The sequence below is a fragment of the Candidatus Burkholderia verschuerenii genome (genome assembly GCF_001189365.1).
GTDB lineage: Bacteria > Pseudomonadota > Gammaproteobacteria > Burkholderiales > Burkholderiaceae > Caballeronia > Caballeronia verschuerenii.
Genome location: NZ_LFJJ01000071.1, coordinates 1 through 26663 on the forward strand (window position 1 = coordinate 1; position 26663 = coordinate 26663).

21 protein-coding genes and 4 pseudogenes are annotated in these 26663 nt (G+C 63.4%); 5 read left to right on the top strand and 20 right to left on the bottom strand.

All coding sequences use genetic code 11. The annotated features are described in order from the left end of the window. Positions 1-120: 120 nt before the first annotated feature. Positions 121-2105, bottom strand: a pseudogene (locus tag BVER_RS14110) (AsmA family protein); the annotation flags it as partial. 149 nt (positions 2106-2254) lie between these two features. Between BVER_RS14110 and BVER_RS14115 the strand changes: the two are divergent. Together BVER_RS14115 and BVER_RS14120 are read left to right on the top strand one after the other, a co-directional pair. Beyond that, complete coding sequence (locus BVER_RS14115) at positions 2255-2941, top strand: ABC transporter ATP-binding protein (RefSeq protein WP_050453860.1); 687 nt, start codon at positions 2255-2257, stop codon at positions 2939-2941. Then, positions 2938-3753 (top strand): ABC transporter permease, encoded by an 816-nt coding sequence (locus BVER_RS14120; RefSeq protein WP_050453846.1) that lies wholly within the window; start codon positions 2938-2940, stop codon positions 3751-3753. Before BVER_RS14115 ends, BVER_RS14120 begins: the two co-directional genes overlap by 4 nt. Before the next feature lie 27 nt (positions 3754-3780). Here the strand turns inward: BVER_RS14120 and BVER_RS14125 are convergent, their stop codons facing one another. From BVER_RS14125 to BVER_RS14175, 11 genes are all read right to left on the bottom strand, one after another. Next, complete coding sequence (locus BVER_RS14125; RefSeq protein ID WP_050453861.1) at positions 3781-4254, bottom strand: VOC family protein; 474 nt, start codon at positions 4252-4254, stop codon at positions 3781-3783. Positions 4255-4293: 39 nt separating this feature from the next. Further along, complete coding sequence (locus BVER_RS14130) at positions 4294-4770, bottom strand: VOC family protein (protein ID WP_050453847.1); 477 nt, start codon at positions 4768-4770, stop codon at positions 4294-4296. A gap of 135 nt (positions 4771-4905) precedes the next feature. After that, positions 4906-6843, bottom strand: a complete 1938-nt coding sequence (locus BVER_RS14135) for a hybrid sensor histidine kinase/response regulator (protein ID WP_050453848.1) — start codon at positions 6841-6843, stop codon at positions 4906-4908. Between the two features lie 71 nt (positions 6844-6914). Continuing rightward, the gene (locus tag BVER_RS14140) at positions 6915-7379 is read right to left on the bottom strand and encodes a response regulator (protein WP_050453849.1); all 465 of its coding nucleotides are present in this window, start codon (positions 7377-7379) and stop codon (positions 6915-6917) included. Further along, a complete protein-coding gene (locus BVER_RS14145) occupies positions 7372-9750 on the bottom strand; it encodes an ATP-binding protein (protein ID WP_050453850.1) in 2379 nt (792 codons plus the stop codon). The genes BVER_RS14140 and BVER_RS14145 overlap by 8 nt, the downstream gene beginning before the upstream one ends. Further along, positions 9747-10343 carry a biliverdin-producing heme oxygenase gene (locus BVER_RS14150; protein WP_050453862.1) on the bottom strand — a complete coding sequence of 199 codons (597 nt, stop codon included), beginning with the start codon at positions 10341-10343 and terminating at the stop codon, positions 9747-9749. The genes BVER_RS14145 and BVER_RS14150 overlap by 4 nt, the downstream gene beginning before the upstream one ends. Before the next feature lie 206 nt (positions 10344-10549). Beyond that, positions 10550-10729 carry a hypothetical protein gene (locus BVER_RS14155; RefSeq protein ID WP_332309104.1) on the bottom strand — a complete coding sequence of 60 codons (180 nt, stop codon included), beginning with the start codon at positions 10727-10729 and terminating at the stop codon, positions 10550-10552. Between the two features lie 170 nt (positions 10730-10899). Further along, positions 10900-13563, bottom strand: coding sequence for a DNA ligase D (ligD, locus tag BVER_RS14160; protein WP_050453851.1), 2664 nt, complete (start codon positions 13561-13563; stop codon positions 10900-10902). Positions 13564-13581: 18 nt separating this feature from the next. Then, on the bottom strand, positions 13582-14466 hold the full coding sequence (gene ku / locus BVER_RS14165) for a non-homologous end joining protein Ku (RefSeq protein ID WP_232316544.1): 885 nt from the start codon (positions 14464-14466) through the stop codon (positions 13582-13584). 281 nt (positions 14467-14747) lie between these two features. Continuing rightward, positions 14748-15302 carry a DUF6013 family protein gene (locus BVER_RS14170; protein ID WP_050453852.1) on the bottom strand — a complete coding sequence of 185 codons (555 nt, stop codon included), beginning with the start codon at positions 15300-15302 and terminating at the stop codon, positions 14748-14750. A gap of 180 nt (positions 15303-15482) precedes the next feature. Beyond that, complete coding sequence (locus tag BVER_RS14175) at positions 15483-16496, bottom strand: zinc-binding alcohol dehydrogenase family protein (protein WP_050453853.1); 1014 nt, start codon at positions 16494-16496, stop codon at positions 15483-15485. Between the two features lie 105 nt (positions 16497-16601). Here BVER_RS14175 and BVER_RS14180 point away from each other — a divergent pair. Then, a pseudogene (locus BVER_RS14180) lies at positions 16602-17560 on the top strand (LysR family transcriptional regulator). 80 nt (positions 17561-17640) lie between these two features. Further along, entirely contained in the window at positions 17641-18480 is an 840-nt protein-coding gene (gene serB / locus BVER_RS14185; RefSeq protein ID WP_050453854.1) for a phosphoserine phosphatase SerB, read from the top strand. A gap of 31 nt (positions 18481-18511) precedes the next feature. On the opposite strand, the pseudogene BVER_RS14190 reads toward serB, so the two are convergent. From BVER_RS14190 to BVER_RS14210, 5 genes and pseudogenes are all read right to left on the bottom strand, one after another. Continuing rightward, a pseudogene (locus tag BVER_RS14190) lies at positions 18512-19708 on the bottom strand (cystathionine beta-lyase). A gap of 65 nt (positions 19709-19773) precedes the next feature. Then, positions 19774-20445, bottom strand: coding sequence for a hypothetical protein (locus BVER_RS14195; RefSeq protein WP_050453855.1), 672 nt, complete (start codon positions 20443-20445; stop codon positions 19774-19776). A gap of 25 nt (positions 20446-20470) precedes the next feature. Continuing rightward, the gene (bktB, locus tag BVER_RS14200) at positions 20471-21655 is read right to left on the bottom strand and encodes a beta-ketothiolase BktB (RefSeq protein WP_050453856.1); all 1185 of its coding nucleotides are present in this window, start codon (positions 21653-21655) and stop codon (positions 20471-20473) included. Positions 21656-21740: 85 nt separating this feature from the next. Further along, positions 21741-22664: a sugar kinase gene (locus BVER_RS14205; RefSeq protein ID WP_050453857.1), complete on the bottom strand. Its 924-nt coding sequence runs from the start codon at positions 22662-22664 to the stop codon at positions 21741-21743. Between the two features lie 2 nt (positions 22665-22666). Continuing rightward, positions 22667-23838, bottom strand: a pseudogene (locus tag BVER_RS14210) (radical SAM protein). Between the two features lie 516 nt (positions 23839-24354). On the opposite strand from BVER_RS14210, the gene BVER_RS33835 reads away from it, so the two are divergent. Beyond that, the gene (locus BVER_RS33835; RefSeq protein ID WP_232316543.1) at positions 24355-24861 is read left to right on the top strand and encodes a hypothetical protein; all 507 of its coding nucleotides are present in this window, start codon (positions 24355-24357) and stop codon (positions 24859-24861) included. A 74-nt stretch (positions 24862-24935) separates the two neighbouring features. On the opposite strand, the gene phaR is transcribed toward BVER_RS33835, so the two are convergent. The 3 genes from phaR to BVER_RS30150 all read right to left on the bottom strand — a co-directional run. Beyond that, positions 24936-25508, bottom strand: coding sequence for a polyhydroxyalkanoate synthesis repressor PhaR (phaR, locus tag BVER_RS14220; RefSeq protein ID WP_050453858.1), 573 nt, complete (start codon positions 25506-25508; stop codon positions 24936-24938). A gap of 190 nt (positions 25509-25698) precedes the next feature. After that, entirely contained in the window at positions 25699-26439 is a 741-nt protein-coding gene (locus BVER_RS14225; RefSeq protein ID WP_050453859.1) for a 3-ketoacyl-ACP reductase, read from the bottom strand. An 85-nt stretch (positions 26440-26524) separates the two neighbouring features. Further along, positions 26525-26663 (bottom strand): hypothetical protein (locus BVER_RS30150; protein WP_157056068.1); only part of this gene is annotated, 139 nt, incomplete at its 5' end.

The following is a 26663-nucleotide window of genomic DNA, read 5'->3' on the forward strand; positions in this document are numbered from 1 at the left end:
GCTTACCCGGAACAATGGACTCCAGTCGTCCCCATATCTCATCGGTCAGCAACATTCGACTCATCTTGATCGCTTACGCAAAAGATGAGATGTAAACACATTTCTTCAAATGTGAACAGAGCCTAGATCCATCTGTTCGTTCTTCAGATTGATATTGCCGTCGACGTTGATCACCGCGTCGTCGATATCGAGCGCGAAGACGCGCGAATCGAGCACGCCATCGGTGACGACGAAATCCGCCGCCGCGCAGTTGATGTTCACATCGCGCTTGCCGAACAGCTTTTCGTAGACCACGTTCGCCACGTTGAGGCCCGCCGCTTCCATATATAGACGGCTCACGGTGCCCTGCGTGACCAGCAGCTTCACTTCTCCGTTCGATGTCGCCGCAAGCGCCGCCGGCGAATTGCCGGTCGCGGACAGCGCGGCGTCGCCGTTGATTTCGCCCAGCGCCGATTGCATCGTCTTCACGGTCGGGAACAACTGCCTGAGCTTCAGATGCCGCGCCTCCGTCGAGAACCGCCCTTTCAGCGGCACGCCGCTGCCGTCGAGATGAATGTTGTTCGCAATCGACCCGCCGGCGACGCCGAACTTCAGCGGCTCGAACGACAGCACGCCATCGTTCATGATCACGTGCGTGTAGAGATTGGTGATCGGCAGGTCCGGATCCTTGATGATGCGCTCGCCCGTGAACTTCACGTCGGCATCGATCGCCTTCCAGCGGTCGGTCTTGAACTCCTCGGTCGGCAGGGCCTTCGACGACGGCTGCTTCTCCGTTTCGCCGCGCTTGGCCTTGCTCGCGTTCGAATCGGCGCCGATGATCGGCGCGAGATCCTTGAACTGCAGCAGATGCGACACGAGTTCGCCCTTGAGCAGCGGACGCGGCTTCTTGCTCGCATACACGAGCGAACCGTTGATATCGCTGCCGCCGACGCGCCCCGTGAAGTTCTCGTAATGGAACACGTTGCCGTCCGCGCGGAACTGGCCGGTGAGACGCCCTTCGGTCGCGAACGGCAGCGTTTCCGGCAAGGTCACGCCGGTGAACGGATACAGCTGCGCCATGCTGACGGCCTGAATCCACAGCCGCAGATCGAGCGCCGCGAGATGCGCCGGATCGGTGACGGTGCCGACGAAGGCGATATGCGTATCGCCCAGACGCACGTCGGCCTGCACGGAGAACGGGCGCGTCGCGTCCTGCACGGCGAGCACGCCGCCGAGCTTGCCGTCGCCCGAAACCTTGCCGCCGTTATACGTGCCTTTCACGGTCCAGCCGAAGGCATACGGCGGGATCGGCGTCTTCGGGGCGTCCTTGGCCGTGATGCTCGTATTCGCCGATACGCTCGCCGGATTCGGCGACGAAGCCTGTGCCGCCGCCGCAGCGGACGCCGCCGATGCCGCCGACGCTTCGGATGCCGCCGCCGCATCGGCCTGCTTGTTCAGCTTGTTCGCGCCGCTCTTGCCGACCATTTCCGCCGACGATTTCGCCGACGCCGCTTCCTGCTGCTTCATCACGTCGCCGATCGGCACGGGCTGACCAAGCGTATCGATGACGACGTTCATTTCCGCCTTGGTCACTTCGTCGTGGACATCGACGGTGCCTTTGGCGAGCGAAATATCGCCGAGCTTGAGATTCCACGTCGACGGCTCGTTCGACTGCTTGAACTTGAACGTCCAGTTATTGCGGTTGTCCTTGAGACGCTCGATATCGATCGCCGGATTCACGAGATTGATGGTAGGAACCACAATGTCGTGCGCGAGCAGCGGCAGCACTTCCACCTGAAAATCGATCTCGTCGAGCGTGGCGAAATGCTGCTGGCGAGTCCAGTCCGGATTGGCGATGGTGACTTCTCGGCGGAAAAGCGCGGCCACGGCACCCAGCGTTTCCAGCCCGTTTCGTTGGGCGGACGATGCCAGCCGACTTTCAGATCGCCGGTGATTTCGAACCGGCGGCCGATCGCCTCCGACACCTTGTCGTCGATATAAGGCCGCAGCCGATTCCAGTCGAAGGTCAGAAAGATAACGACGAAAATCGCGATCAGGATCGCCAGAATGCCGAAAAACCATGCGACGATTTTGCCGATTCTCCTGCCGGTATGGGCTTGCGCCATGTCGGTTCCATCCGTTTTTTCTGATTCTTGATGCGGCAGCATGTCGTGTGCCAGCATTCCAGGCGAAGGCGCGGCCTAAGCCTTCCGGACCCGTTTTTCCGTATGATGTCGTGCAACAAAAACCACGTCCCCACGACCCGCCCATGCCGATGCCAAAGGCCGCGCTGATCGCCACGCACGGCGTCATGCGCCGCGATGCCGCGCGCGGCGCGATCCTGCTGCATCCCACCGATTTCGTGCTGAACGAAGGCGAACGCGCGACCATCACCGGGCCGTCGGGCTCGGGCAAAAGCGTATTTCTGCGCACGCTGGCGCTGCTCGATCCGTGCGACGCCGGTTACGTGACGTGGCGCGGCGAGCGCATCGCGCGAACGGGGATTCCGGCGTATCGGCGGCGCGTCGCGTATATCGCGCAGCGGCCCGCGATGCTCGATGGCAGCGTCGAGGACAATCTGCGGTATCCGTATTTGCTGAAGGCCTATCGCGACGTGCGCTTCGACCGTGAAATCGCGATGCGCCTCGCCGAAGCGGCCGGGCGCGGCGCGGACTTTCTGGACAAGTTCGCAAGCGACCTGTCCGGCGGCGAAGCGCAGATCGCCGCGCTCGTGCGCGTGCTGCAACTCGCGTTCGACGTGCTACTGCTCGACGAACCGACCGCCTCGCTCGATCCGGCGTCCGCGCGTTCCATCGAAGCGCTCGTCGATGCGTGGTTCGCCGCGCACGCCGGCCGCGCCTTCATCTGGGTTTCGCACGATCCGGCGCAGGCGCTGCGCGTCGCCACGCGGCATCTGACGATGAACGCGGGCGTGCTCGGCGACCGGGAGGCATCGGCATGAGCACGTATCAACCGTTGAGCTTGTTCGATCTCGCGCTCGCGTCGATGCTGATCGTCGTGAACGGCGCGTTGTCCGTCGCGCTCAATCTCGGTCTCGAGCGCAAGCTGCTGATCGCGGCGGTGCGCACCGTCGTGCAGTTGCTGCTGATCGGCTATGTGCTCGGCTGGGTGTTCAGCTTCGCGCGCTGGTATGTCGTGCTGCCGCTGATGGCGCTGATGACCGTTATCGCCGGGCTCGCCGCGTCGGATCGCGGACGGCGCACGTATGCGGGACAGCGCGTCGACAGCATCGTGTCGATCTGGGGCAGCGCGTGGGTGATCGGCGCGTTCGGGCTGTTCGCGGTGATGCGCATCCATCCGTGGTACGAGCCGCAATACGCGATTCCGATTCTCGGCATGATCCTCGGCAATACGCTAACGGGCGTGTCGCTCGGCATCGAACGGATGACGGAGGAACTGACCTCGGGACGCGGCGCGGTGGAGATGTCGCTCGCGCTGGGCGCGACGCGCTGGGAAGCCGCGCAAGGCCCGGCGCGTCAGGCCGTGCGCACCGGGATGATTCCGACGCTCAACCAGATGGCCGTGGTCGGCCTCGTCAGCTTGCCGGGCATGATGACCGGTCAGGTGCTGGCGGGCCAGTCGCCGTTGCAGGCCGTGCGCTATCAGATCGTGATCATGTTTCTGATCGCGGCGGCGTCCGCGCTCGGCGTGGTCGGCGCGGTGATGCTGACGTACCGGCGGCTGTTCTCGCCGGATCATCGCTTCATGGCGTCGAAGCTGGTCGAGCGGCGGGCGAAGAAGCGGAGTACGTGACGCTTCCGCTTCTTCTCGCGGCTTGCGTTACTCGCCGTTGTAGACGCGTTCGAGTTCGCGCATGTCGAGCTTGATCATGCCCATCATCGACTTCATCGTGCGATCGGCCTTGACGGGATCGGGGTCCTGAAGCATCGACGTCAGTTCGCGCGGCGCGATCTGCCATGTCACGCCGAAGCGGTCAGTCAGCCAACCGCACGCCATCGACGCGCCGCCGTCCATCAGCCGGTCCCAATAGTGGTCGATCTCTTCCTGCGAATCGCATCGGATGAACATGGAAAGAGCCGGCGTGAACTTGAACTCCGAGCCGCCATTGATGGCCATGAAATCCTGCCCTTCCAGTTCGAACAGGAAAGCCAGCGGCGTGCCTTCCGCGCCCGGACTCGATTTGGTGTGCCGCATCGTCTCCTTGATGCGCGCGCTCTTGAAGGTGGCGACGTAATAGTTCACGGCTTCTTCCGCACTGCCCTCGAACCACAGGCAAGGGGAAATCTTTTGCATGAGGTGCTCCATTTCGTGGAAGGATGACGACGCGGGAAATCAGGCGCAGTCCTGACCCATCGAGGCCATCGCCTTTTTCATGTCTTCGGGCGTGCAGTCGCGCTGATGCGTCGCGATCGACCATTGATGGCCGAACGGGTCTTCGAGGCGTCCGTAGCGGTCGCCCCAGAACATGTCGGCGACCGGCATGGTGACGGTCGCGCCGGCGTCGACGGCCTGACGCACGGTGGCATCGACATCTTCCACGTACATATGGATGGTCACCGGCGAGCCTTTCAGCGCCTTGGCGCCGAGCATGCCGAAGGCGGGATTTTCATCGACGAGCATCAGCATGGAATCGCCGATCTTGACCATCGCGTGCATCAGCTTGCCGTCCGGACCCGGCAGACGGCCCAGTTCGATGGCATTGAACGCCCGCTTGTAGAACTCGATGGCGTCGGCCGCGCCCGCGCAACACAGATGCGGGGTCAGCGTGTGCATGTTCTCGGGGACCGGCTGAACGGCGGGTGTGGACATGTTGGCTCCGTTGGTGAGGAACGAGGCCGCGCCGGAATGGCGCCGCTCTCATACGCTACAACGTATGAGCATGCCGTCAATCGACATCGCCCCCGACGGAAAACGCAAAATTTTTCGATGCGGGCGACGCGAAGCTTATTCCGCCGCGCCTTCCGCCAGCTTTTCGATCAGTGCTTCGAGACGCGAAAAATTGACGGGTTTGGTCAGATGATCGCGAAACCCGGCTTCGCGGCAACGGCGGATGTCCTCGTCCATCCCGTAACCGGTGATGGCGATCGACGGTTTCGCCGGCTGAAGCTGGGTCCACGCGCGCGCGATATCGAGACCGCTGCCGTCCGGCAGGCCGATATCGCTGACCAGCAGATCGAACGGGCCGCCGTTCGCCTGTTCGAGCGCGCTGGCGACGGTCGTCGCCACTTCCACTTCGTGACCGAGCATTTCGAGCACTTCGGCCATCGCCGACGAAGTCTGCTCGTTGTCCTCGACCAGCAGCACGCGCAGCGAACTGGCGTGGCGGTCGCGCGCGGCTTCGGGCAGCGGCGCATCGGCGTGAGCGGGCTGAATGCGCGCGAGCGGCAAGGTCAGCGTGAAGCGCGCGCCGGTGTCGCGGCCTTCGCTGTAGGCCGACAGCGTGCCGCCGTGCTTCTGCGCGAGCGTGCTGGCGATGGCGAGCCCGAGGCCCAGCCCGCCGAAGGAACGCGTGATCGAATCGTCGGCCTGTTCGAAGGCCGAGAAAATGCGCGGCAACGCTTCCGCGCTGATGCCGATGCCGCTATCCGTCACCGATACCGCGATGGTCGCCGGATCCGGATTCCACGTCCGCACCTCGATGCGTCCGCCTGCGGGCGTGAACTTCACCGCGTTCTTCATCAGATTCCAGACGATCTGCTGCAGCCGCGCGGCGTCGCCCAGCACGACGAAACACGATGCGTCGAAGTGCGTTTCCAGCGTCAGCGTCTTGGCGCGCAGATCGGCTTCCGACATGTCGAGCGCGCTGGTCAACAGCGTATCGAGCGCGACGCTCGCGAAATTCAGACTCAGCTTGCCGCGCGCGATGCTGGTCAGATCGAGCAGATCGTCGATCAGACGCGCTTCGAGTTCGACATTGCGGCGGATCAGGTCGAGCGTCGGCAGCGCTTCGGCGGACAGCGAATGCTTCATTTCCAGCAGACGCACGGCCGCGAGAATCGGCGTGAGCGGCGTGCGCAATTCGTGCGACAGCACCGCCAGAAAGTGATCCTTCGCGCGATTCGCGGATTCGGCCTGATCCTTGGCGAGACGCAAGGCATCGGCGGCCATATGCGCATCGGTCGCGTCGCGCACGATCTTCGAAAAACCGATCAGTTCGTTCTGTTCGCTGCGGATCGCCGTCGTCACGCCCGAGGCGAAGAACGAATGGCCGTCCTTGCGCCACAGCCAGCGGTCGTCGCTCGCGCTGCCTTCGCGGCGCGCGGTGTCGAGTTCGGCATCGAACACGCCCGCTTCGCGATCTTCCTGGTTATAGAAAATGCTCGCGCTCGTGCCCAGCACGTCCTGCGCCGGAAAGCCCAGAATGCGCTCCGACGCCGCGTTCCAGGTACGAATGCGCCCTTCCGGATCGAGCGTGATGACCGCGTAATCCTTGAGCGCGTCGATCAGCAGGCGAAAGTGCGTCTCGGTTTCGCGCAGCGCGCGCTCAACCGCAATCCGTTGCGCGCGCTCGGCGGCTTCGCGCATCGCGCGGCGCACGACGGCGGGCAGACGTTGCAGGCGCTGCTTGAGCACGTAATCGGTGGCGCCGCGCTTGAGCATGTCGACCGCGTGTTCCTCGCCCAGCAACCCCGACACGAAGATGAACGGCGTGTCCGGCGAGCGCTCGGTCGCGATCGTCAGCGCCTCGATGCCCGAGAACGTGGGCATCACGAAATCGGCGAGGATCACGTCGAAGTGCTTCTGCGCGAGCGCGTCGATGAAATTCGCCGAGTCGTACACGATGGTCGCATCCACCGTGTAATCGGCGCGTTCGAGCTGGGCGATCGTCAGCTCCGCATCGAGTGCGTTGTCTTCGACGAGAAGCAGATGCAACGGCTGCATGGTCTAGGCGGCCTCGCTCGATAAGCGCGATCGCGCGGGGGACAGTCGGGTCGCGGACATGGGCGCGGCGCTCATTGCGTCGGCGGCAGACGGCGAAAGCGCGTGGAGCCCGGCGGCGGTTCGTTGAGCACGGCCCAGAACACGCCGAGATCGCTGATGGCCTCGACGAATTCCGCGAACTCGACCGGCTTCACCACATATGCGTTGACGCCCAGCTCGTAGCTGCGGATCAGGTCCTGCTCCTCGCGCGAGGACGTGAGCATCACCACCGGAATGCTTTTGAGCGCGGCGTTCGCGCGAATTTGCCCGAGCACTTCGAGCCCGTCCACTTTCGGCAGCTTCAGGTCGAGCAGGATCACGGCGGGATTGCCGGGCGCGCGGTCCTTCCATTCGCCCTCGCTCGTCAGATAGTCGATGGCTTCCTGACCGTCGCGCGCGACGATCACCTCGTTGGCGAGCTGGCTCTTGTCGAGCGCGACCAGCGTCAGTTCGAGGTCGTTGGGATTGTCTTCGACGAGCAATATCGGTTTAAGCATGGTCTGGTCTTGATGTCGTTGCCGGTGCGCCGGATGATGCGCGGGCGCTCGCGCCAATCACTGTGCCTTTCACATCGCGAAATACGATCGGCAGGGAAAAGTAGAATGTCGCGCCTTCTCCCAATCGGCCTTCCGCCCAGGTGCGGCCTTCGTGGCGTTCCACGATACGCCGCACATTGGCAAGACCGATGCCCGTGCCCTCAAATTCCTCCGCGCGATGCAGCCGCTGGAATACGCCGAACAGCTTGGCTCCGTATTTCATGTCGAAGCCGACGCCGTTGTCCCGCACGGCAATGATGTATTCGTCGTCGGTGCGGGTGGCCGAAATCTCGATTTTTGCCGATTCCCGCGTTCTCGTATATTTCACCGCATTCGAAATGAGATTGCGCACGGCCAGTTGCAGGAAAGCGGCATCGCCGACCACGCGCGGCAAATCGCCGATCACCCACTCGATATGACGCGTCGGCGTATCGGCCTCGCACTCCTGCACGATCACGCGCACCAGTTGCCCGAGGTCCACCGGCGCGGGACGCAAGGCGGCGCGGCCCATCTGCGAAAACGTCAGCAGATCGTCGACGAGCGTCCCCGCGAAGCGCGCCGAATCCAGCATATTGTTGAGAAAGCGCTTGCTCTTCTCCGCGATGCGATCGCCTTCCAGCTCGCGCAGCAGATCGCCGTAACCCGCGATATGCCGCAGCGGCGCGCGCAAATCGTGGGACACGGAATAGGAAAACGCTTCCAGTTCCTTGTTGGCGCGCGCCAGTTCGTTCGCCAGTTCGGCGCGTTCTTCCGCGCGGCGCAGCACGATATTGAACAACGCGCCGCGCAATTCGCCGGCAATTTCGAGTTCGCCCGGACGCCACATCGCCGAATGACCGCGCACCGTTTCTAGCCACGGCGAGAAGTTCGTGCGCGGCGCGTTGGCGCCGTCGGCATCGGTGATCTTGACCGGCTCGCCCGCCCACTTGATGGTTTGCATCAGCTCGGGCCGGAACCATAACAGATAGTTGCGGAAGATTTGCGACACCGGCACCGCCAGCACGCCGCACGCGCGATCCGCGTGCGCCTTCGCGGGCGGCCATTCGCGCGCCAGCGAATCGGTGGCCCAGATGCCGCTGGTGTTTTCCGCGAGCCATTGCGTCAGTTCGCGCACGGTGGCTTCGTCGGGCGTGGAGCCCATCAGCGTGATCTGGTCGTTCAGCACGATCGCCGCGCCCGCCGAGCGCGCGAAGCTCAGCACGTCTTCCGGCACCGAGCGCAGGCCCGCGACAAAGTTCTCGTGCTCGCCCATCGCGCCAATCAGACGGCCCATCGTGCGACGCAGACCGGCGAGATATTCGCCTTCCGCGCGTTCTTCCTTCGCCTCGATCTGCAAGGACAGCATGTGCCCGAGATGCTCGACGGCGAGCCGCGTATTGAACGGCACGAAACGCGCGTCGTGATCGTGGCAGGAAATGAGTCCCCACAACTGACCGCGCACGATGATCGACACCGACATCGATGCATGCGTGTTCATGTTGCGCATGTATTCGAGATGCACGGGCGAGAAGCTGCGCAGCGTCGCGTAGGTGAGATCGGTCGGGCGTCCGGTCAGCGGATTGAGTGGCGGCACCAGCGGCGCGGGCCGATAGTTCACATCGGCGACGAGGCGGATGCGATTGCGCAGATACAGCGCGCGCGCCTGTCGCGGAATATCGGATGCCGGGAAAAACTGATGCAGGAACGACGCGTAGTCCGGATCGCGGTCTTCGGCGAGCACGTGGCTGCGGCCTTCCTCGTCGAAGCTGTAGAGCATCACGCGGCCGAAGCGCGTGATCGCGCGGACTTCGCGCACCGCGAGATCCGCCAGTTCCTGCACCGTGCCCGCGTTCTGCAAGCCGCGCGCGAAGGTGCGCGTGAGCGGATAGATCGATGCGAAAGCATCGCCGGAAGCGGCGGCCGCTTCCATCTCGACGATCAGCGTGCCGTCATGCCGATGCGCGGTGAGATCGAAGCGCTGTGCTTTCGTATCGAATGTGCAGTCGATCGCGCCGACGTAAAGCGGCGCGTCTTCCAGTTCGCCCGCCCGGTTCGCCGCCTGCGCGACGCGTTGCGCGCCGTCCGCGCCGAGGATTGCATCGACCGGCTGGCCCAGCAGCGCGTCGGGCGATTGTCCCGTGAGCGCAAACAGATTTTCGCTGACCTGCACGATACGCAGATCCGCCGACAGCACGATCAGATAACCGTGCGGCTGAATGCCGCCCGGAATGTGGATCGGCTCGGCATCGCAATCCTTGCTGGCGATGCCCGAATCGAGCGTGCGCCGGCGCGCTCCGGCGTCGGGCGGGCCGTTGGCGCCGCCGGGTGTCGCGCCGTCCTTTGAATGGCTCATGCCGCCGCCTGTGCTTCGAGCGGCGCGCTGCACAGCCACGCCTGAAGGCCATCGAAGGTGGCGATCGCGGCCTGCACGGCATCGTCGTATTGCGATTCGGGAACCGTGGCGGCGGCGGTATCGCGGAAGGCGTTCCACATGCTGCCGGTGCGATCGCCGTAGGCATCGAAATAGGCATTGCCCTGCCGCGGCGCGAGGTCGAGCAGACGCGCGATATGCGGCGCGATAAACCGGCCGCCGAGCGTCGAGCCTTCCATCACGTACAGCGAGCCGAAGGCCGCGCCGATATTCGGCAGCGCCGGAAGATCGCGCGTGGCTGGCGGCACAATCGCGTCGCGCTCGCCGGTCAATACGGCGAGATCGGCGGCAAGCAGCGCGGTCTTGCGTCGCGCATCGAAGAAGCCGGCGAGCGATGCGGGCAACGCGGCGGCCACGGCATCTTCCCAGGGCGCGACATAACCATGAAAACGCTCGAGCAGCACGATGTACTCATCGCGTTGCATATCGTCCCGCATCAGGTCGAGCGCGTTCTCTAAACGCGTATGCGACGCGGCGGTGTCGTGCTTGAGACGGGACAGGAGAATGTGTTGCATGTTCCGGTGAGTAGGCTTGAGCGTTTGGGCCGGCAGACGACGCGTGATTTCGGCATCGCTTACCGGAGACATGTGCGGAATGATGAGCCGGGCCGGTAGAAACAACGTGTTATCGAAGCGGCCCGACGATAGCAATCCATTCTACGCAACGCCTCCTCGCGATGTCATGCATGAACCAAATTATGAAAGGACATTGAAGGACGGCATCAGCGTTTTTGCGCCTTGCCGCTGTTGACGTTGGCATGTTCGTCGCGCTGATAATCGTCGCCGCCGCGACGATCCGTATCGACGACGCCGCGTTCGATATCCTCGTGCGCCTGCTTGCCGACATCGCGCGGTTCGCGATCGTTCTGCGACTCGACGCTCTGATCGGCTTCATGCGGCAAGGGCGCGTTCGATGCATCGTCCTGCGCGCGTCGTTCGAGATTTTTGCTCTACATTTCGCGGCCGCGTTCGGGCGCGCTTTCCGGGGCGGTGGTCGCCTGTTTCATGATTCCCTCCACGCTATAGTTTTTAAGTCTTACGCGTGACGTCGCGCATTGTTCGTGCCGCGCGGTTATTTCGTCAGCCCGAGGCGCTTTTTCATCTCCGCCGTCATGCGCTGACGAAGCTTGCCGTAGCCCTGCCACGGATCGCCGCGCAACGCGTTCATGCGCTCCATCACATTGCCGATGTTCCACTGATCGCCGCTCGCGATATCGTCGAGTTCATCCCACGCGACCGGCATCGACGCGCCGAGTCCGGGCCGCGCGCGCAGTGAAAACGCCGCCACCGTGCTCGATCCGCGGTTATTGCGCAGATAGTCGATAAAGATCTTTCCCTTGCGATTCTGCATGCCCATCTTCGCGGAAAAGAGCTTCGGCAACGTGCTCGCCATATGCTGGGCGACGGCTTGCGAAAAGTCTTTCATGTCGTCCCAGCCGGCCTGCTTCGCCAGCGGCACGATCACATGCAGGCCTTTTCCGCCGCTCGTCTTGCAGAACGATTCGAGGCCGAGTTCCTTGAGCAGATCGCGCGTGAGTCTCGCGGCTTCGACCATGCGTTTCCAGCCGACGCCTTCGCCCGGATCGAGATCGAACACCATGCGATCCGGCTTCTCAATGTTTGATGCCAGCGCGTTCCACGTATGCAGTTCGATCGTGCCCATTTGCGCCGTGCCGACCAGCGCTTCCGGCGATTCGATGGTCAGCAACGGCGGATGCCCCGGATCGATATCCGCGTGCTGCGTGATATGCGGAATCGCGAGCTTGGCGCTGTGCTTCTGAAAGAACAGTTCGCCGCCGATATCCTCCGGCGCGCGCACCAGCGACACGGGCCGATCCTTCAGATGCGGCAGCATCCACTCCGCGACCGCCGCGTAATACTCGACCACATCGATCTTTTTATAGCCCGATGACTTGTCGATCACGCGATCCGGATGGCTGATCTTCACGCCATCGACTTCGGCTTTATCGGTAGTCTTTTTCGCTGCGGTTTTTTTGGCCGCTGTTTTCTTCGCGGCCACTTTCTTCGACGGCTTCGGTTCTTCCTTCACGATCTGCCTCGCGGGTTTGTCGTCGCGCAGACTCACGAACGACGCCAGACGCACGATGCGCTCCTTGGTCCATTCCGCGAAATTGCATTCGGCGACGAGTTGCGGCTTCACCCAATGCACCTTCGTGCGGCTACGCTCCTGCGGCTCGCTCGCGAACGGCATGCGCGCGGTTTCGCGCTTGTCGAGTTCCTTCTTCACTGCGACGAGCGTCGCGTGATCGAAGCCGCTGCCCACGCGTCCGGCGTAATTCAGCTTGCCGTTCGCGTCGTACACGCCGAGCAGCAACGCGCCGAACTGCGCGCGACTGCCCGAAGGCTCCGAATAACCGCCGATCACGAATTCCTGCCGACGCCGGCACTTGAGCTTGATCCACGCGCTGCTGCGCCCGGACACATAGCCACCGTCCACCCGCTTGCCGATGATGCCTTCGAGTGACATATCGCACGCGCTCTTGAGCAGATCGTCGGCGTGGAAAGCGAAGTCCTGCGAGTAGCGCAACACGGGATCGTCGACGGGTTCGATCAGCACCTTCGGCAACGCGCGGCGCTGCACGAGCGGCACATGACGCAAGTCGTAGCCGTTCAAAAACGGCAAATCGAAGAAGTACACGACGATATCCTGCGGACGGCCGACATCGGACGCGTTCTGCAGCGCCTGAAAATCCGGCAGGTCGCGATCGTCGAGCACGACGGCTTCGCCATCGAGCCAGCCATCGTCGATATCGAGTTGCGCCAGCGCGTCGATCTGCTTCGAGAATTTCGCGGTCCAGTCGTTGCCGTTGCGCGTGAAGATGCGGATGTCGCGTTTGCCTTTGATCGTCTGCACGCGCACCAGCACGCGATAACCGTCGAACTTGATTTCGTAGGCCCAATCGTCGCCGGGCGGCGCAGTATCGACGAGCGTCGCGAGTTGCGGCTTGAAGGTCGCGGGAAGTTTGGCTTTGCGCGCGCCTTCGATCGCCGGTTCGTGCGACAAGGTGCGCAACGACTCGGCATTGCGCGTCGCGACGATATCGGGATGATCGTGACCGTTGGCCTTCTTGCGCACGGTCTTCTTGGCTTTGCGCTCACGCACTGCGCCCGTCGATTCGGACATCACGCTGCCGGGCTGCTTCTTCAACACGTCGTATTCGGATTCGGGACGCGCGTCGTCGTCGCGTTCCTTGATCAGCAGCCATTGCTCCTTGTCGCCGCTGCCGCGCATATGGCTTTTGACGAGCGTCCAGCCGCCGTGCAGCTTTTCGCCGTCGAGCGTAAACTTGAGCTTGCCTTTCTCGTACTCGCGCGCGGCATCGGCGATGCTGCCGCTTTGCGGCGCCCACGTCCCGCGATCCCAGACGATCACACTGCCCGCGCCGTAATTGCCCTCGGGAATCTCGCCTTCGAACGAGCCGTAGTCGAGCGGATGATCCTCGACATGCACCGCCAGCCGCTTGACCGACGGATCGAGACTCGGGCCTTTCGGCACGGCCCATGATTTGAGCGTGCCGTCGAGTTCGAGCCGAAAGTCGTAATGCAGACGACGCGCGTCGTGCTCCTGAATCACGAAGGACAGCGCACGCGACTTCGCCGCGCGCCTGTTTCCCTGCGCGGCGGTTTTGCGCGCCGCCTTCTGCGCCGCGCCCGAAGGCTCGGGCGTCTGATTGAAGCGGCGCTTGCTTTGATACGTGTCGAGTTTGCCGGCCATCGCGATGTCGATCCAACGTCAGGCGCGCTTGCGGCGCGTCGCGGTCTTGCGTGCGGGACGCGCGGTTTCTTCACCGTCGCTATCGTCGTCCGTTGCGCTCGATGAGGATGCCGCGCCGCGCTTAGTCGTCGTGCCGCCTTTTTTCAGGCTGCGTTTGAGCAATTCCGACAAGTCGAGGATATCCGCCGATGCCTTTTCCTCGCCGCCTTCGTCGACCTTCATCACTTCCGCGACCTTGCCCTGCTTCACCTTCTTCTCGACCATCGCGAGGATGTCGTCGCGGAAAGTGTCGTGATACTTCGCCGGATCCCACGAATCGCTCATGTCGTCGATCAGGCGCTTGGCCATGTCGAGTTCCTTCGGCGTGACGCCGGCCTTTTTCGTATCCTCGTCGGGGAACTTGAACTCGCTGAAGTCGCGCACTTCGTCGCCCCAGCGCAGCGTATTGAGCGCCAGCGCCGGGCCGACCGGAATCAGCGCGGCGAGATGCTGCTTGTTGTGCAGCACGACACTGGCAATGCCGACCTTGCCGGTATCCTTCAGCGCATCGCGCAGCAGCGCGTAGACCTTTTCGCCCTTGCGATCGGGCGCGAGATAGTACGGCGTGTCGAGCGACAGAAACGAGATGTCGGGCGCATCGACGAAGGCGAGGATATCGACCGTCTGCGTCTGCTCGGGATTGGCCGCGCGGATTTCGGCATCGGTCATCACGACGTATTTGCCCTTCTCGTACTCGAAGCCACGCACGATGTTGTCGCGCGTGACTTCCTTGCCAGTGTTCTTGTTGATCTGCTTGTAGCCGATGGGGTCCATCGAGCGCTTGTCGAGCAGATTGAAGCCGACCTTCTCCGACTGCGTCGCCGGATAAAGTTGCACGGGAACATGGACCAACCCGAAGCTGATCGCGCCTTTCTAGATCATGTGCGGCATCGCGATTACCTCGCTGTCGGAACGGGTCGATGGGTGGGAGAAGTGAGGTAAAACAGGAAACATGCCATCGGCCGCAAACGCTTGGCGCGCGCGCCGTCTGCCCCGCGCGCGCAAAATCGCCGATGCTTATCTGCAAGCTTTACAGAGGAACACTACGCGAGGCCGCTTGACGCGGACGGCGGAGAAACAAACCGTTAGTTGCGATATTCGATCGACGCGCATGGGCACGCACCGATATCGCCAGCGAAGAGATGTTATTTGCGGCTTGCGGTGACGGTCAGTTGCGTGCCGTCATCGAGCGTGACGGTTTTCTTCGAGCCGGTGGCGGTCGCCATCGTGAAGCGCACGATCTGACTGAAGCGATTGTCCGTCGGGCATTGCAGACTCTTGCCGTTGACGGTGACCTTGTTCACGCCCTTGGGCGCATACGCGCGAAAACTGATCTGCACATTGGCCGCGCCGTTGTCGCCGATGACCGGCGCGAAGCGGATCTGCACCTGACGCACCGCCGCGCCGTCCGCGCTCTTGGGCACCGATGCCGAATCGGAACACGCGTCCGCGACCGCCTGCGCGCCGCTCGGCGCGCTGCCCTGCCAGGTGAAGTCGTCGGTCTGGCCGGAGCGGATGGTGCGCGTCTCCTGCTCGTTGCCGAAATTCTTCGACTCCATCTTCACGGTGTATTTGATCGGGCCATCGTTGGGCGCTTCCGACAACACCTTGATGCCGGGCGTCGCATGGACCGTCGCGAACGCGCACAGGGCGAGCGCGGCGGCGGGAACGAGGCGATAAACGTTCGAACGACGATTCATGCCGACACCTCCGTTTCATGCGCTTGTGGGTGACCGTGTACGGCGCAAACCTCGCGCCGCGTCCTGTCCGAAACGCGCTATGCGGAGCCAGTCTAGCGCCGCGCATCCGAGGGCATCGTAGTGGAAAACCCGAGGGCGCGGCCTGGCGTGAATCAACCGGCGGATCGTTTCATCGGTCGCTCAAAAGCCCGTCAGCACGAGCTTGCCGATGGCGCGCCCTTCTTCCAGCAGGCGATGCGCCTCGCGCAGATTCTGCGCATTGATCTTGCCGAGATCGCGGCCGAGCGTCGTGCGGATCGCGCCTGCGTCGATCAGCCGCGCCACTTCCGAGAGCAGCTTGTGTTGCTCGATCATGTCGGGCGTCTGGAACATCGAGCGCGTGTACATCCATTCCCAATGGAACGCGCCGCTCTTCTGCTTCAACAATTCGACGGGCAGCGGCTTCGCGTTTTCGACGATCGTGCAGATGCCGCCCTGCGGCTTGATGACCGCCGCCGCCGGAAAATGCACGTCGGTGTCGTTGAAGATCAGCACGTAATCGACTTGCGGGAAGCCGATGTCCTTCATCTGCTGCGGAATATCGCCGAAGTGATTGACGATACGATCCGCGCCGAGATCCTCCGCCCACTTCGCCGATTCCGGCCGCAACGCCGTCGCGATCACCTGCAGCTTGGCGACGCGCTTGGCCAGCTGGATGCCGATCGACCCCACGCCGCCCGCCCCGCCGATGATCAGCACCGACTTGCCCGCGTCGCGCCCTTCGGCGGAAATGTTCAGGCGATCGAACATCGCTTCCCACGCAATGATGGTCGTCAGCGGCAGCGCGGCGGCGTGGGTAAAATCGAGCGACTTCGGCTTGGCGCCGACGATACGCTCGTCGATCAGATGAAACTCGCTATTGGCGCCCTGACGCGTGATATCGCCCGCGTAGTAGACCGGGTCGCCCGCCTTGAACAGCGTGACGTCCGGCCCGACCGCTTCGACCACGCCCGCCGCATCCCAGCCGAGCACGCGCGGCGTGTCCTCGACCTTGTCCTTCGGCGCGCGCACTTTGGTATCGACCGGGTTGACCGCGATCGCCTCGACCTTCACCAGCAGATCGCGGCCGGTCGGCACGGGCTTGTCCAGTTCGATATCGACGAGCGATTCGGGATTCGAAATCGGCAGATAACGCGTGAGTCCGATGGCTTTCATGTTGGCTCCTTGAGTGGAATTCGATTGCATGAAGTCATGGTAGTGCGCATCGGGCTTCTCGAAAACAGTCATAATCACTGAAACATTTTTCGGGAAATCCATCAAATGGCGAGCGATGCGTTGACGGAAGGCGGTCCGCGCGAGCGGCTCGATCTGCTCGATGTCGGGCTGTTCGTGCGCGCGGCGGCGCTGGCGAATCTGTCGTCGGCGGCGCGGGAGTTCGGCTTGTCGCCGGCGCGGTGGCGAGCGCGCGCATCGCGGCGCTGGAGCGCATGCTGGGCGCGCGGTTGCTGCATCGGACGACGCGGCGGGTGTCCGTCACGCAGGAAGGCGAAATTTTCGCGGCGCACGCGCGCGGCTTGCTCGAGGCCGCCGAGGCCGCGCGCGCCTCGGTCGGGCACGCGCGCGAACATCCGCACGGGCGATTGCGTGTGACCATGCCGTCGTCGCTCGGGCGTCAGCATATTTCGCCGCTGATTCCGGCGTTCTTGCGCGCGCATCCGGGCGTATCGATCGAGTTGCGGATGACGGATCAGATCGTCGATCTGGTCGACGAAGGCATCGATCTGGCGATCCGCATCGGCGCGCTGAAGGATTCGACGCTGGTCGCCCGCAAACTCGCGACCAACCGGCGCGTGCTGTGCGCGTCGCCCGCGTATCTGGCCGAGCACAGCACGCCGCGCCATCCGGCCGATCTGGCGCAGCACGAGTGCGTGATCCTCGCCGATCAGCGCGACTGGGCCTTCGTCACGCCGACCGGCGTGATCAACGTGCGCGTGTCCGGGCGGCCCGTCACCGATAACGGCGAAGTGATTCGCGATGCGCTGGCGGCAGGCATCGGCATCGGGCTGAAATCGACCTGGAGCGTCGCGCCGCTGTTGGCGAGCGGCGAACTCGTCACCGTGCTCGACGACTATCCGCTCGCGCAGACGGTCGCGATCTGGGCGGTGTATCCGAGCCGCGCGTTCGTGCCGCCGAAAACGCTCGCGTTTATCGACTTCCTGACCGCGCAATTCGGCGAGCCGCCGTACTGGGATGTCGATCCGGCGCGCGTGCAGCGTTAATCCGACGCCGCGGGAACCGTACAATAGCGACTTCCCGCCTTCATGCCTTCATGCCTTCATGCCTTCAGGCCGCTCCGCCGATGAACCTCGTCATTCAAAGCCTTACGCCGATTTCCGAGCCGCATCTGCGCCCGCTCGCCGCCCTCGCCCGCTCGCGCGAAACCGTGCAACTCGACGACACGCGTCTGCGTCTGGTCGACGCCGATCCGCTGCAACGTCCCGATGTCGACACCTATTGCGGCACGCATCAGCTCGATTACGCGTATATCGCGCCAGGCGCGAAGCTGTCGGACTTCGGCCTCGTCGCGATGGACATGGATTCGACGCTGATCACGATCGAATGCATCGACGAGATCGCGGATTTTTGCGGGCTGAAGGCGGAAGTCGCGGCGATCACCGAAGCGTCGATGCGCGGTGAAATCAAGGACTTCCGGGAAAGCCTGACGCGCCGCGTCGCCTTGCTCAAGGGACTCGACGCGAGCGCGCTGGAACGCGTCTACGAGGAACGTCTGCACTTGTCGCCGGGCGCGGAAAAGATGCTCGAAGGCGCGCGCGCCGCCGGGCTCAAGACGCTGCTGGTATCGGGCGGATTCACGTTTTTCACGGAGCGGCTGAAAGCGCGGCTCGGCCTCGATTACACCAACGCCAACACGCTCGAAATCGTCGATGGCAAGCTGACCGGCAAGGTGCTCGGCGAAATCGTCGATGCCGACGTGAAGGCGCGCACGCTGCGCGAAACCTGCGCCAAACTCGGCATCGAACCGGCGCGCGCCATCGCGATGGGCGACGGCTCCAACGATCTCAAGATGATGGCCGAAGCGGGACTGTCGGTCGCGTTTCGCGCGAAGCCCGTGGTGCGGCAGGCGGCGAGTGTCGCGTTCAACTTCGTCGGACTGGACGGATTGCTGCGGCTGTTCTGAAGTCGAACACGAGACGCCGCAGCTTCAGAGCTCACGCGAAAGCTTTCGCCATCGCGGCGTCGATATCGGCGCGCAAATCGCCCACGTCTTCCAAGTCGATATACAAGCGCACCAGCACGCCGTCGTGCGGCCATTCCGATGCCGTGCGCATCGAGCGAATGGTGTACGGCATCGCGAGGCTGTGCGAGCCGCCCCAGCTCCAGCCAGCCGATCGAAAACAGCCCGAGCGCCTCGACGAACGCATCGACCTGCGCCGCGCTATAGCGCTTGTCGAACACGATCGAAAACAGACCGCCCGCGCCGCCCGTGAAATCGCGCTCGAAGAACGCGTGCCCCGGACAATCGGCGATCGCCGGATGCAGCACCGCGGCTACCTCGTGACGCGCCTTGAGCCACTTCGCCAGGTCCAGCGCCGCGCGATCGTGCGCCTCGTAGCGCAGTTTCATCGACGGCAGGCTGCGCAGCACGAGCGATGCATCGTCCGACGACACGCCCACGCCCAGCCGCATGCGCGCGCGCTTGAGCTTCTTGTGGAGTTCCTCGTCGCGCGTGATGGTCGCGCCCATCAGCACGTCGCTGCCGCCCGACTGATACTTCGTCAGCGCCTGCACCGAGATATCGACGCCGTGATCGAAAGGCTTGAACGCGAGGCCGGCCGAATACGTGTTGTCGATCGCCATCACGATGCCGCGCCCGCGCACCGCCGCGACGATGGCCGGCACGTCCTGCACTTCCATCGTCACCGAGCCGGGCGCTTCGAGCCACACGAGCTTCGTGTTCGGGCGCAACAGATTCACGATGCCCGCGCCGATCATCGGATCGTAGCGTAGTACGTCACGTCGAGACCGAAATCGGCGGCGAACCAGTCGGCGTGATCGCGATTCGGACCGTAGACGTTGTCCGGAATCAGCACGTGATCGCCCGACTTCACCAGCCCGAAGTACACGTTGGAAATCGCCGCGAGCCCGGACGGCTGCAACAACGCGCACTCGCCGCCTTCGATGGCCGCGAGCCGCTGCGCGAGCGTCATCGTGGTGGGCGTGCCGTGCAGGCCGTAGCGCCACTTCGAGTCGTCGCTCCAGACGAGATCACGCATCGCCTTGAGATTGGGGAACACGACCGTCGAGCCGCGCACGACCGGCACCGCGAACGACTCGAAGCCGGGCGTGATGCGATCGTCGGGCTGCACGATGCTGGTTTGCAGATCGGGTTGTTTTGAATCGCTCATGACGTTTCGATGCTGAAAATGAAAAACGCCGCCGGACTCGCCAGCGGCGTCAAAGATAGGGCGCGCTATTCGCCGATGATCACGTTGCTCGTGCCGCCGACCGCGTTCTTTGGCGCCGACGGCAGCGCGGGTTCAAGCGACGGCGCGGCGGGCGCGGGCTTCGGTTTCGCCTGGCTCACCGGCGGCAAGGTCTTGCCGGCGACCGCCGGACGCAGATCGAACGGCTGCGCGTTGGAATCGTCCGGGTCCATGCGCTCGCCGGACACGCTGCCGTCCGCCGCGAACTTGCCGATCCAGTTGCCCGTGATATGCGTGCCGTCGTTCGATTCCTCGACTTCGAGCGTATCGCCGTCACGGTCGCCCGCGACGAGAATCACCGACGGACTGCCGGCGATCTGATACTCGCCGTGCACGCCGGAAGGATCGGCGTCGGGACCGGTCTTGGCGCCAAGCTTCATTTCGATCTGCTTATCGCCGAGCGTGCCGATATAGCGCGGAAAACGCGCGTAGTCGGGATTCGGCGTCAGCGGTTTTTTCGGCGGCAGCGCGAGTTCCTTGATGGCTTCCTGCGCGCCGTGGGCATCCGCGCCGGCGGGCTCGCGCTCGTTGGCCGGAATCACGCCTTGCGACGCTTTGGGCATCGGCGAATTGCAGCCCGCCAATGCCGCCAGCGCGGCCACCGTTACCGATAGAGTCAGCGCCGCGCACGCGCGCGACGCCTGCTTGCTTCGAATCATCCTTCTTTCCTTCCGATACAAAACTTCAGATGCACTCGAAGATCGCCGCAATACCCTGCCCGCCGCCGATGCACATCGTCACCAGCGCATAGCGACCGCCGATGCGCTGCAATTCGTACAGCGCCTTCACGGTGATCAGCGCGCCGGTCGCGCCAATCGGATGCCCGAGCGAAATGCCCGAGCCGTTCGGATTGACCTTCGCGGGATCGAGCTTCAGTTCCTTCGTAACGGCGCAGGCTTGCGCGGCGAAGGCTTCGTTGGCTTCGATCACGTCGAGATCATTGATGCTCAGGCCCGAGCGTTCGAGCACTTTCTGCGTGGCGGGAACCGGGCCGATGCCCATGATCTTCGGATCGACGCCCGCATGCGTGTAGGCGACCAGCCGCGCGAGCGGTTTCGCGCCGCGCTTTTCCGCCGCGCCGCGTTCCATCAGCACGACGGCCGCGGCCGCGTCGTTGATGCCGGATGCGTTGCCCGCTGTGACCGTGCCGTTTTCCTTCGCGAACACCGGCTTCAGCTTGGCGAAGTCTTCGGCGGTCGCGTTGAGGCGCACGTGCTCGTCCTGATCGAACACGGTGTCGCCCTTCTTCGATGCCAGCGTGATCGGCAGAATCTGGTCCTTGAAGTAACCGGCTTCGATCGCCTTCGCCGCGCGGCGATGCGATTCGAGCGCCAGCGCGTCCTGCATCTCGCGCGTGATGCCGAACTTGGCCGCGACGTTTTCCGCCGTCACGCCCATGTGGATCTTGTCGAACGGATCGTTGAGCGCGCCGACCATCATGTCGACGATGCGCGCATCGCCCATGCGCTGGCCGAAACGCGCGGCGGGCATGATGTACGGCGCGCGGCTCATGTTTTCCGCGCCGCCGCCGATGGCGATATCCGCGTCGCCCAGCAAGATGGATTGCGATGCCGAGATGATGGCCTGCAAACCCGAGCCGCACAAACGATTCACCGTGAGCGCGGGCGCATGCTGCGTGACGCCGCCGTCGAGCGCCGCGACGCGCGCAAGGTACATGTCGCGCGGTTCGGTCTGGATCACGTTGCCGAACACGACATGGCCGACTTCATCGCCCTGCACGTTCGCGCGCGTCAGCGCCTCGCGCACCACGCGCGCGCCGAGATCGGTCGGCGTGAAATCCTTCAGCGCGCCGCCGAAATCGCCGATTGCCGTCCGCACGCCGCTCACTACCACCACTTCTCGCTGCATATCGAGTCTCCGCTGGTTGAGTGTTCGTTCGATTATGTTCGACAAGCGCCGCGCGCGCTGATTCCGCCGATTCCGCTTGTTCCGCCTATTCGGCGAGCGCCTGCTCCACCGTGGCCTTGTGCGGGATCGGGGCGACCGCGCCGAAACCTTGGGTCGACAGCGCAGCCGCGACATTTGCATAGCGCGCGGCGGAGAAAGGATCATCGCCCGCGACGATGCGCGCGATAAACGCGCCGCCGAAGCAATCGCCCGCGCCGGTCGCATCGACCGCCTGCACGACGCGGCCGGGCACCACGCGCCGCTCGTCGGGCATCGCGATGTATGCGCCTTCGCGGCCGAGTTTCAGCGCGACGATCTTCGGGCCGAGATTCAGCAACGCATCGACGATGGCGTCTTTATCTTCGTGGCCGGTGAGCAGCGTGACATCGTCCCAGCTCGGCAGACAGATATCGGCGGCGCGGATCGCTTCGGTCATCACGGCGCGGGCGCGGGCGAGCGGCCACAGCTTGAGGCGCAGATTCGTATCGAAGCTGACCTTGACGCCGTGCTTGCGCGCGTAGTCGATGGCGGCGAGCGCCGAATCGCAGGCGGACACGCCGATCGCGAGACTGATGCCCGACAGATGCAGGACCTTGGCCAACGCGATGGCATCGAGCGGCAAATGCGACGGCGCGTAACGGCTCGCCGCCGAACCCGCGCGCAGATAGTCGAAGCGATGCCCGTTCTCGCCGTGCGACACGAAGTACACGCCCGTGGGCGCATCCTGATCGACGCGCACCGTCGACGTATCGACGTTTTCGGCGCGCCACAGATCGAGCAGCAGTTGTCCGAAATGATCGTTGCCGACGGCGGACACGAAGCCCGTCGCCGCGCCCTGCCGCGCCGCCGCGATCAGAAAGTTCGATACGTCGCCGCCGAAGCCTTGCAGGTAATTCGGCTCGTCGCGCTTCGACTGATTGAACTCGACCATCGCCTCGCCGAGCCCGAGAACCTGTGGCATGCGCGGCATGATCAGACCTCGCCCCAGAGATCGTGGCCGTCGGCGCCGGTGATCTTTACCGACACGAAATCGCCGGCCTTGTAGCGCTTCGATGCCTTGGTCGTCGGCGCGATGTAGACCACGCCGTCGATTTCCGGCGCATCCGCCGATGTCCGGCCGACGCCGCCATCCGACGACACTTCATCGACGAGCACTTTCAGCGTCTTGCCGACCTTCTTCTTCATGTGCTTCGCCGACAGTTCCTCGGCGAGTTCCATGAAGCGCGCGCGACGTTCCTCGCGGACTTCATCGGGCAGCGCGCCTTCGAGTTCGTTGGCGGTCGCGCCTTCGACCGGCGAATACGCGAAGCAACCGACGCGATCCAGATCCGCTTCCTTCAGGAAGTCGAGCAGCGTCTGGAACTGCTCTTCCGTTTCGCCCGGAAAACCCGCGATAAACGTGCTGCGGATGGTCAGATCGGGACAGAGCTCGCGCCACGCCTTTACGCGTTCGAGCACCTTCTCGGCGTTGGCCGGGCGCTTCATACGCTTGAGCACGTCCGGATGCGCGTGCTGGAACGGCACGTCGAGATACGGCAGCACGTGGCCCTTGAACGGACCTTCGGCCATCATCGGAATGACTTCGTCGACGCTCGGATACGGATACACGTAATGCAGACGCACCCACGCGCCGTATTGCGCGGCGAGTTCGCCGAGCGCGCCGACGAGATCGCCGCGCATCGACGGGATGATGCAGAACGTGCAGCGGTGATTGCAGCCTTCCGAAATCTTCAGATACGCGTAGTGACGCGGCGTCAGCTTGATACCGGCGGGCGGCACGAGATCGGTGAACGGATCGTGCGGCTTCGGCAAGTGCGTGTGGACCGCGTTCATCACTTCGTTGGTCGCGTGCGGGCCGGTGACGGCGAGCACACCTTCGGATGCACTTCCTCGATCAGGCCAGTGCCGCTGGCGCTCTTTTTCGCGCCGAGACAACCGGTGACGATGACCTTGCCGTTTTCGCTCAAGGCTTCGCCGATGGCGTCCAGGCTCTTCTGCACGACTTCGTCGATAAAGCCGCACGTGTTGACGACGACCAGATCGGCGCCGTCATAGGAGCCGGAGATTTCGTAACCTTCGGCGCGAAGCTGGGTCATGATCTGCTCGGAATCGACGAGTGCTTTCGGACAGCCGAGCGAAACCATGCCGATCTTGGGGACGGATGCCGTCTTGATGCTTGAATCCAAAGAATTTTTCACGGGGATGCGATTTTGTAGGAGGCAGCGGGGGACGCGCGAAGCCAATCCATTATTTTACATCGGGGCGGCGCGCGGGTCGCTTCGACTGACTGACGCGCGCGACTCGTTTTTGTCCTTATCCGATTTTCAGAACGGTAATCGACGGACATACTCGATGTCTCCTTCGCCATCCGTTTCCGCATCGAATGCTCGACCACTCCGCCCTCCGCCACTTCAACCCACTCTTCATCACCCCCTGCTATTCCGGCCAGGTCACATCCGGCTACGCCACCAGCATGCTCTCGCTCACCAACGAGCTCTGGCAACTCGGCGTGCAAGGCTCGATGCGTATCCGTTCCGGCGAAAGTCTCGTCACGCGCGCGCAACGAAGCCGTCGCGCATTTTCTGGCGCATACGCACCACACACATCTGTTCTGGATCGACGCCGATATCGGCTTCACGCCCGATCAGGCGCTGCGCCTCTTGCTGGCGGATCGCGACGTGGTGACGGGTGTGTATCCGCTCAAGCGCATCGACTGGAGCGGCACGATTCCCGAGGGCATGACGCAGGACGAGTTTCTGACGCGCGCGCTGCGCTATCCGGTCAACGCGCGCGACCACGCCGACCTCAATGTCGACGCGGACGGTTTCATGGAAGTGGACGAGGCCCCAACGGGCTTCATGTGCATCAAACGTTCGGTGCTGGAGACAATGATCGAACGCATGCCGGAACTGCAGTACATCCCCGACGCCCCGGCCGGTTCGCCGCTGCACGGCTACTGCTACCGCTTCTTCGACGTGATGGTGGAGCCGGAAACGAGCCGCTATCTGTCCGAGGACTACGCCTTTTGCCGGCGCTGGCGCGATCTCGGCGAAAAGGTCTACGTGGATACGCTTTCGAAGCTCACGCATCACGGCTCGTACACCTATCGCGGGGATTTCGGCGCGGCGTTCGCGCAAGATCCGGCGAGGGCGGTCGGCGGCAGTTGAGCGGGATGTTGAGCACGCGCGATCTCGCCACGGGGCGCGCACGCCCCGGCGGATGAACGCGCCGTCCCGCCTGCTTACTTCTTCTCGGGCGTCGGAGGATTCGGCACCTGAAACGGAAACGTGTTGAACATCGACTTCGCCTGGTTCTGCATCTGCTCCTGCATCTGCACGAACATGTTCTTCGACTGCTCGATGTAGCTGGTCATCATGCCCTGCATCATCGGCGCCTGCATGTTCATGAACTGCGACCAGACTTCCGGATTGAGCGCGTTGCCGTCGTAGATGCCCTTGCTCTGCTCGGACAGCTTCTGCTGGATATCGATGAACGCCTGGATGTTCTTCTCCAGATACGTGCCCATCATGCCCTGCATCGCGTGACCGTAGAAGCGGATGATCTGCGAGAGCATCACGGAGGAGAACATCGGCAGGCCGCCGCTCTCTTCTTCCAGAATGATCTGCAGCAGGATGCTGCGCGTCAGGTCGTCGTTCGACTTCGCGTCGAGCACCTTGAAGTCTTCCTGATCGAGCACGAGCTGCTTCACGTCGGACAACGTGATGTAAGTGCTCGTTTCCGTATCGTACAGCCGACGGTTTGGATACTTTTTGATGAGTCGTTCGGCGGGTTTCTTTGTAGTAGTAGTGGTCATTGAACGCCTTTAAACGCGAGACTGTACTGCGATGGCAGCAAGCACGTCTTGCGTTGTCGCAAAAAAGCGTTGCTGCTGGTTCGCCGCATCGTTGATGAACCCGGCAAGCGGCGACCTGGTGCCCGGCGCGAGCATAACGCAAACACGCATCGCACGCGAAACCGCCGCTCGCCGGCCCTGGTGGCCCGTGTTAGCCCATGTGCAGGCCGCCATTCAGCGAGAAGTCCGCGCCGGTCGAAAAACCGGACTCCTCCGACGCCAGCCACGCCACGATCGAACCGATTTCGTCGGGCGTGCCCAGACGGCGAACCGGAATCGTCGCGACGATCTTCTCAAGCACCTCCGGACGGATCGACTTCACCATGTCCGTGCCGATATAACCAGGCGACACGGTGTTGACCGTCACGCCCTTGGTCGCCACTTCCTGCGCCAGCGCCATCGTGAAGCCGTGGATGCCGGCCTTGGCAGTGGAATAGCTCGTTTGGCCGAACTGACCTTTCTGACCGTTCACCGACGAGATATTGATGATGCGCCCGAAGCCGCGCTCCACCATCCCGTCGATGACCTGCTTGGTCACGTTGAACAGGCTCGTCAGGTTCGTGTCGATGACCGCGGTCCAGTCTTCGTGCGTCATCTTGCGGAACACGACGTCGCGCGTGATGCCGGCATTGTTCACCAGCACGTCGACTTCGCCGACTTCGGCCTTGACCTTGTCGAACGCGGCCTTGGTCGATTCCCAGTCGCCGACGTTGCCTTCCGAGGCGACGAAGTCGAAGCCGAGCGCTTTCTGGTCTTCGAGCCATTTCACCCGGCGCGGAGAGTTCGGGCCGCAGCCCACGACGACCGTGAAGCCGTCCTTGAGCAGACGCTGGCTGATACTGGTGCCGATGCCGCCCATCCCGCCGGTTACATACGCTATACGCTTCGCCATTCCTCACTCCATTTTGTTATGCGGACGACGCACGAATCGGCGGCGTCCGCTTGCCCTTCCCAGTGCTGCCTGATGTTCTTCTTGCTTACGGACGCTCGACCGCCAGCGCCACGCCCATGCCGCCGCCGATACACAGCGACGCCAGGCCCTTCTTCGCGTCGCGCGTCTGCATATCGTGCAGCAGCGTCACGGGAATCCGGCGGGCCGGGGGGCGGGGCGGGGGG

What these genes read in the sequence shown, in the direction of transcription:
- BVER_RS14170 (WP_050453852.1), bottom strand. Translation starts at nt 15,302, where the DNA reads ATGAATCGTCGTTCGAACGTTTATCGCCTCGTTCCCGCCGCCGCGCTC.
- phaR (WP_050453858.1), bottom strand. Translation starts at nt 25,508, where the DNA reads ATGACCACTACTACTACAAAGAAACCCGCCGAACGACTCATCAAAAAG.
- serB (WP_050453854.1), top strand. Translation starts at nt 17,641, where the DNA reads ATGAACCTCGTCATTCAAAGCCTTACGCCGATTTCCGAGCCGCATCTG.
- BVER_RS14175 (WP_050453853.1), bottom strand. Translation starts at nt 16,496, where the DNA reads ATGAAAGCCATCGGACTCACGCGTTATCTGCCGATTTCGAATCCCGAA.
- ligD (WP_050453851.1), bottom strand. Translation starts at nt 13,563, where the DNA reads ATGGCCGGCAAACTCGACACGTATCAAAGCAAGCGCCGCTTCAATCAG.
- BVER_RS14135 (WP_050453848.1), bottom strand. Translation starts at nt 6,843, where the DNA reads ATGCAGCCGTTGCATCTGCTTCTCGTCGAAGACAACGCACTCGATGCG.
- BVER_RS14195 (WP_050453855.1), bottom strand. Translation starts at nt 20,445, where the DNA reads ATGATTCGAAGCAAGCAGGCGTCGCGCGCGTGCGCGGCGCTGACTCTA.
- BVER_RS14130 (WP_050453847.1), bottom strand. Translation starts at nt 4,770, where the DNA reads ATGTCCACACCCGCCGTTCAGCCGGTCCCCGAGAACATGCACACGCTG.
- BVER_RS14140 (WP_050453849.1), bottom strand. Translation starts at nt 7,379, where the DNA reads ATGCTTAAACCGATATTGCTCGTCGAAGACAATCCCAACGACCTCGAA.
- BVER_RS14125 (WP_050453861.1), bottom strand. Translation starts at nt 4,254, where the DNA reads ATGCAAAAGATTTCCCCTTGCCTGTGGTTCGAGGGCAGTGCGGAAGAA.
- BVER_RS14205 (WP_050453857.1), bottom strand. Translation starts at nt 22,664, where the DNA reads ATGCCGCGCATGCCACAGGTTCTCGGGCTCGGCGAGGCGATGGTCGAG.
- BVER_RS14150 (WP_050453862.1), bottom strand. Translation starts at nt 10,343, where the DNA reads ATGCAACACATTCTCCTGTCCCGTCTCAAGCACGACACCGCCGCGTCG.
- BVER_RS14120 (WP_050453846.1), top strand. Translation starts at nt 2,938, where the DNA reads ATGAGCACGTATCAACCGTTGAGCTTGTTCGATCTCGCGCTCGCGTCG.
- BVER_RS14145 (WP_050453850.1), bottom strand. Translation starts at nt 9,750, where the DNA reads ATGAGCCATTCAAAGGACGGCGCGACACCCGGCGGCGCCAACGGCCCG.
- bktB (WP_050453856.1), bottom strand. Translation starts at nt 21,655, where the DNA reads ATGCAGCGAGAAGTGGTGGTAGTGAGCGGCGTGCGGACGGCAATCGGC.
- BVER_RS14225 (WP_050453859.1), bottom strand. Translation starts at nt 26,439, where the DNA reads ATGGCGAAGCGTATAGCGTATGTAACCGGCGGGATGGGCGGCATCGGC.
- BVER_RS14115 (WP_050453860.1), top strand. Translation starts at nt 2,255, where the DNA reads ATGCCAAAGGCCGCGCTGATCGCCACGCACGGCGTCATGCGCCGCGAT.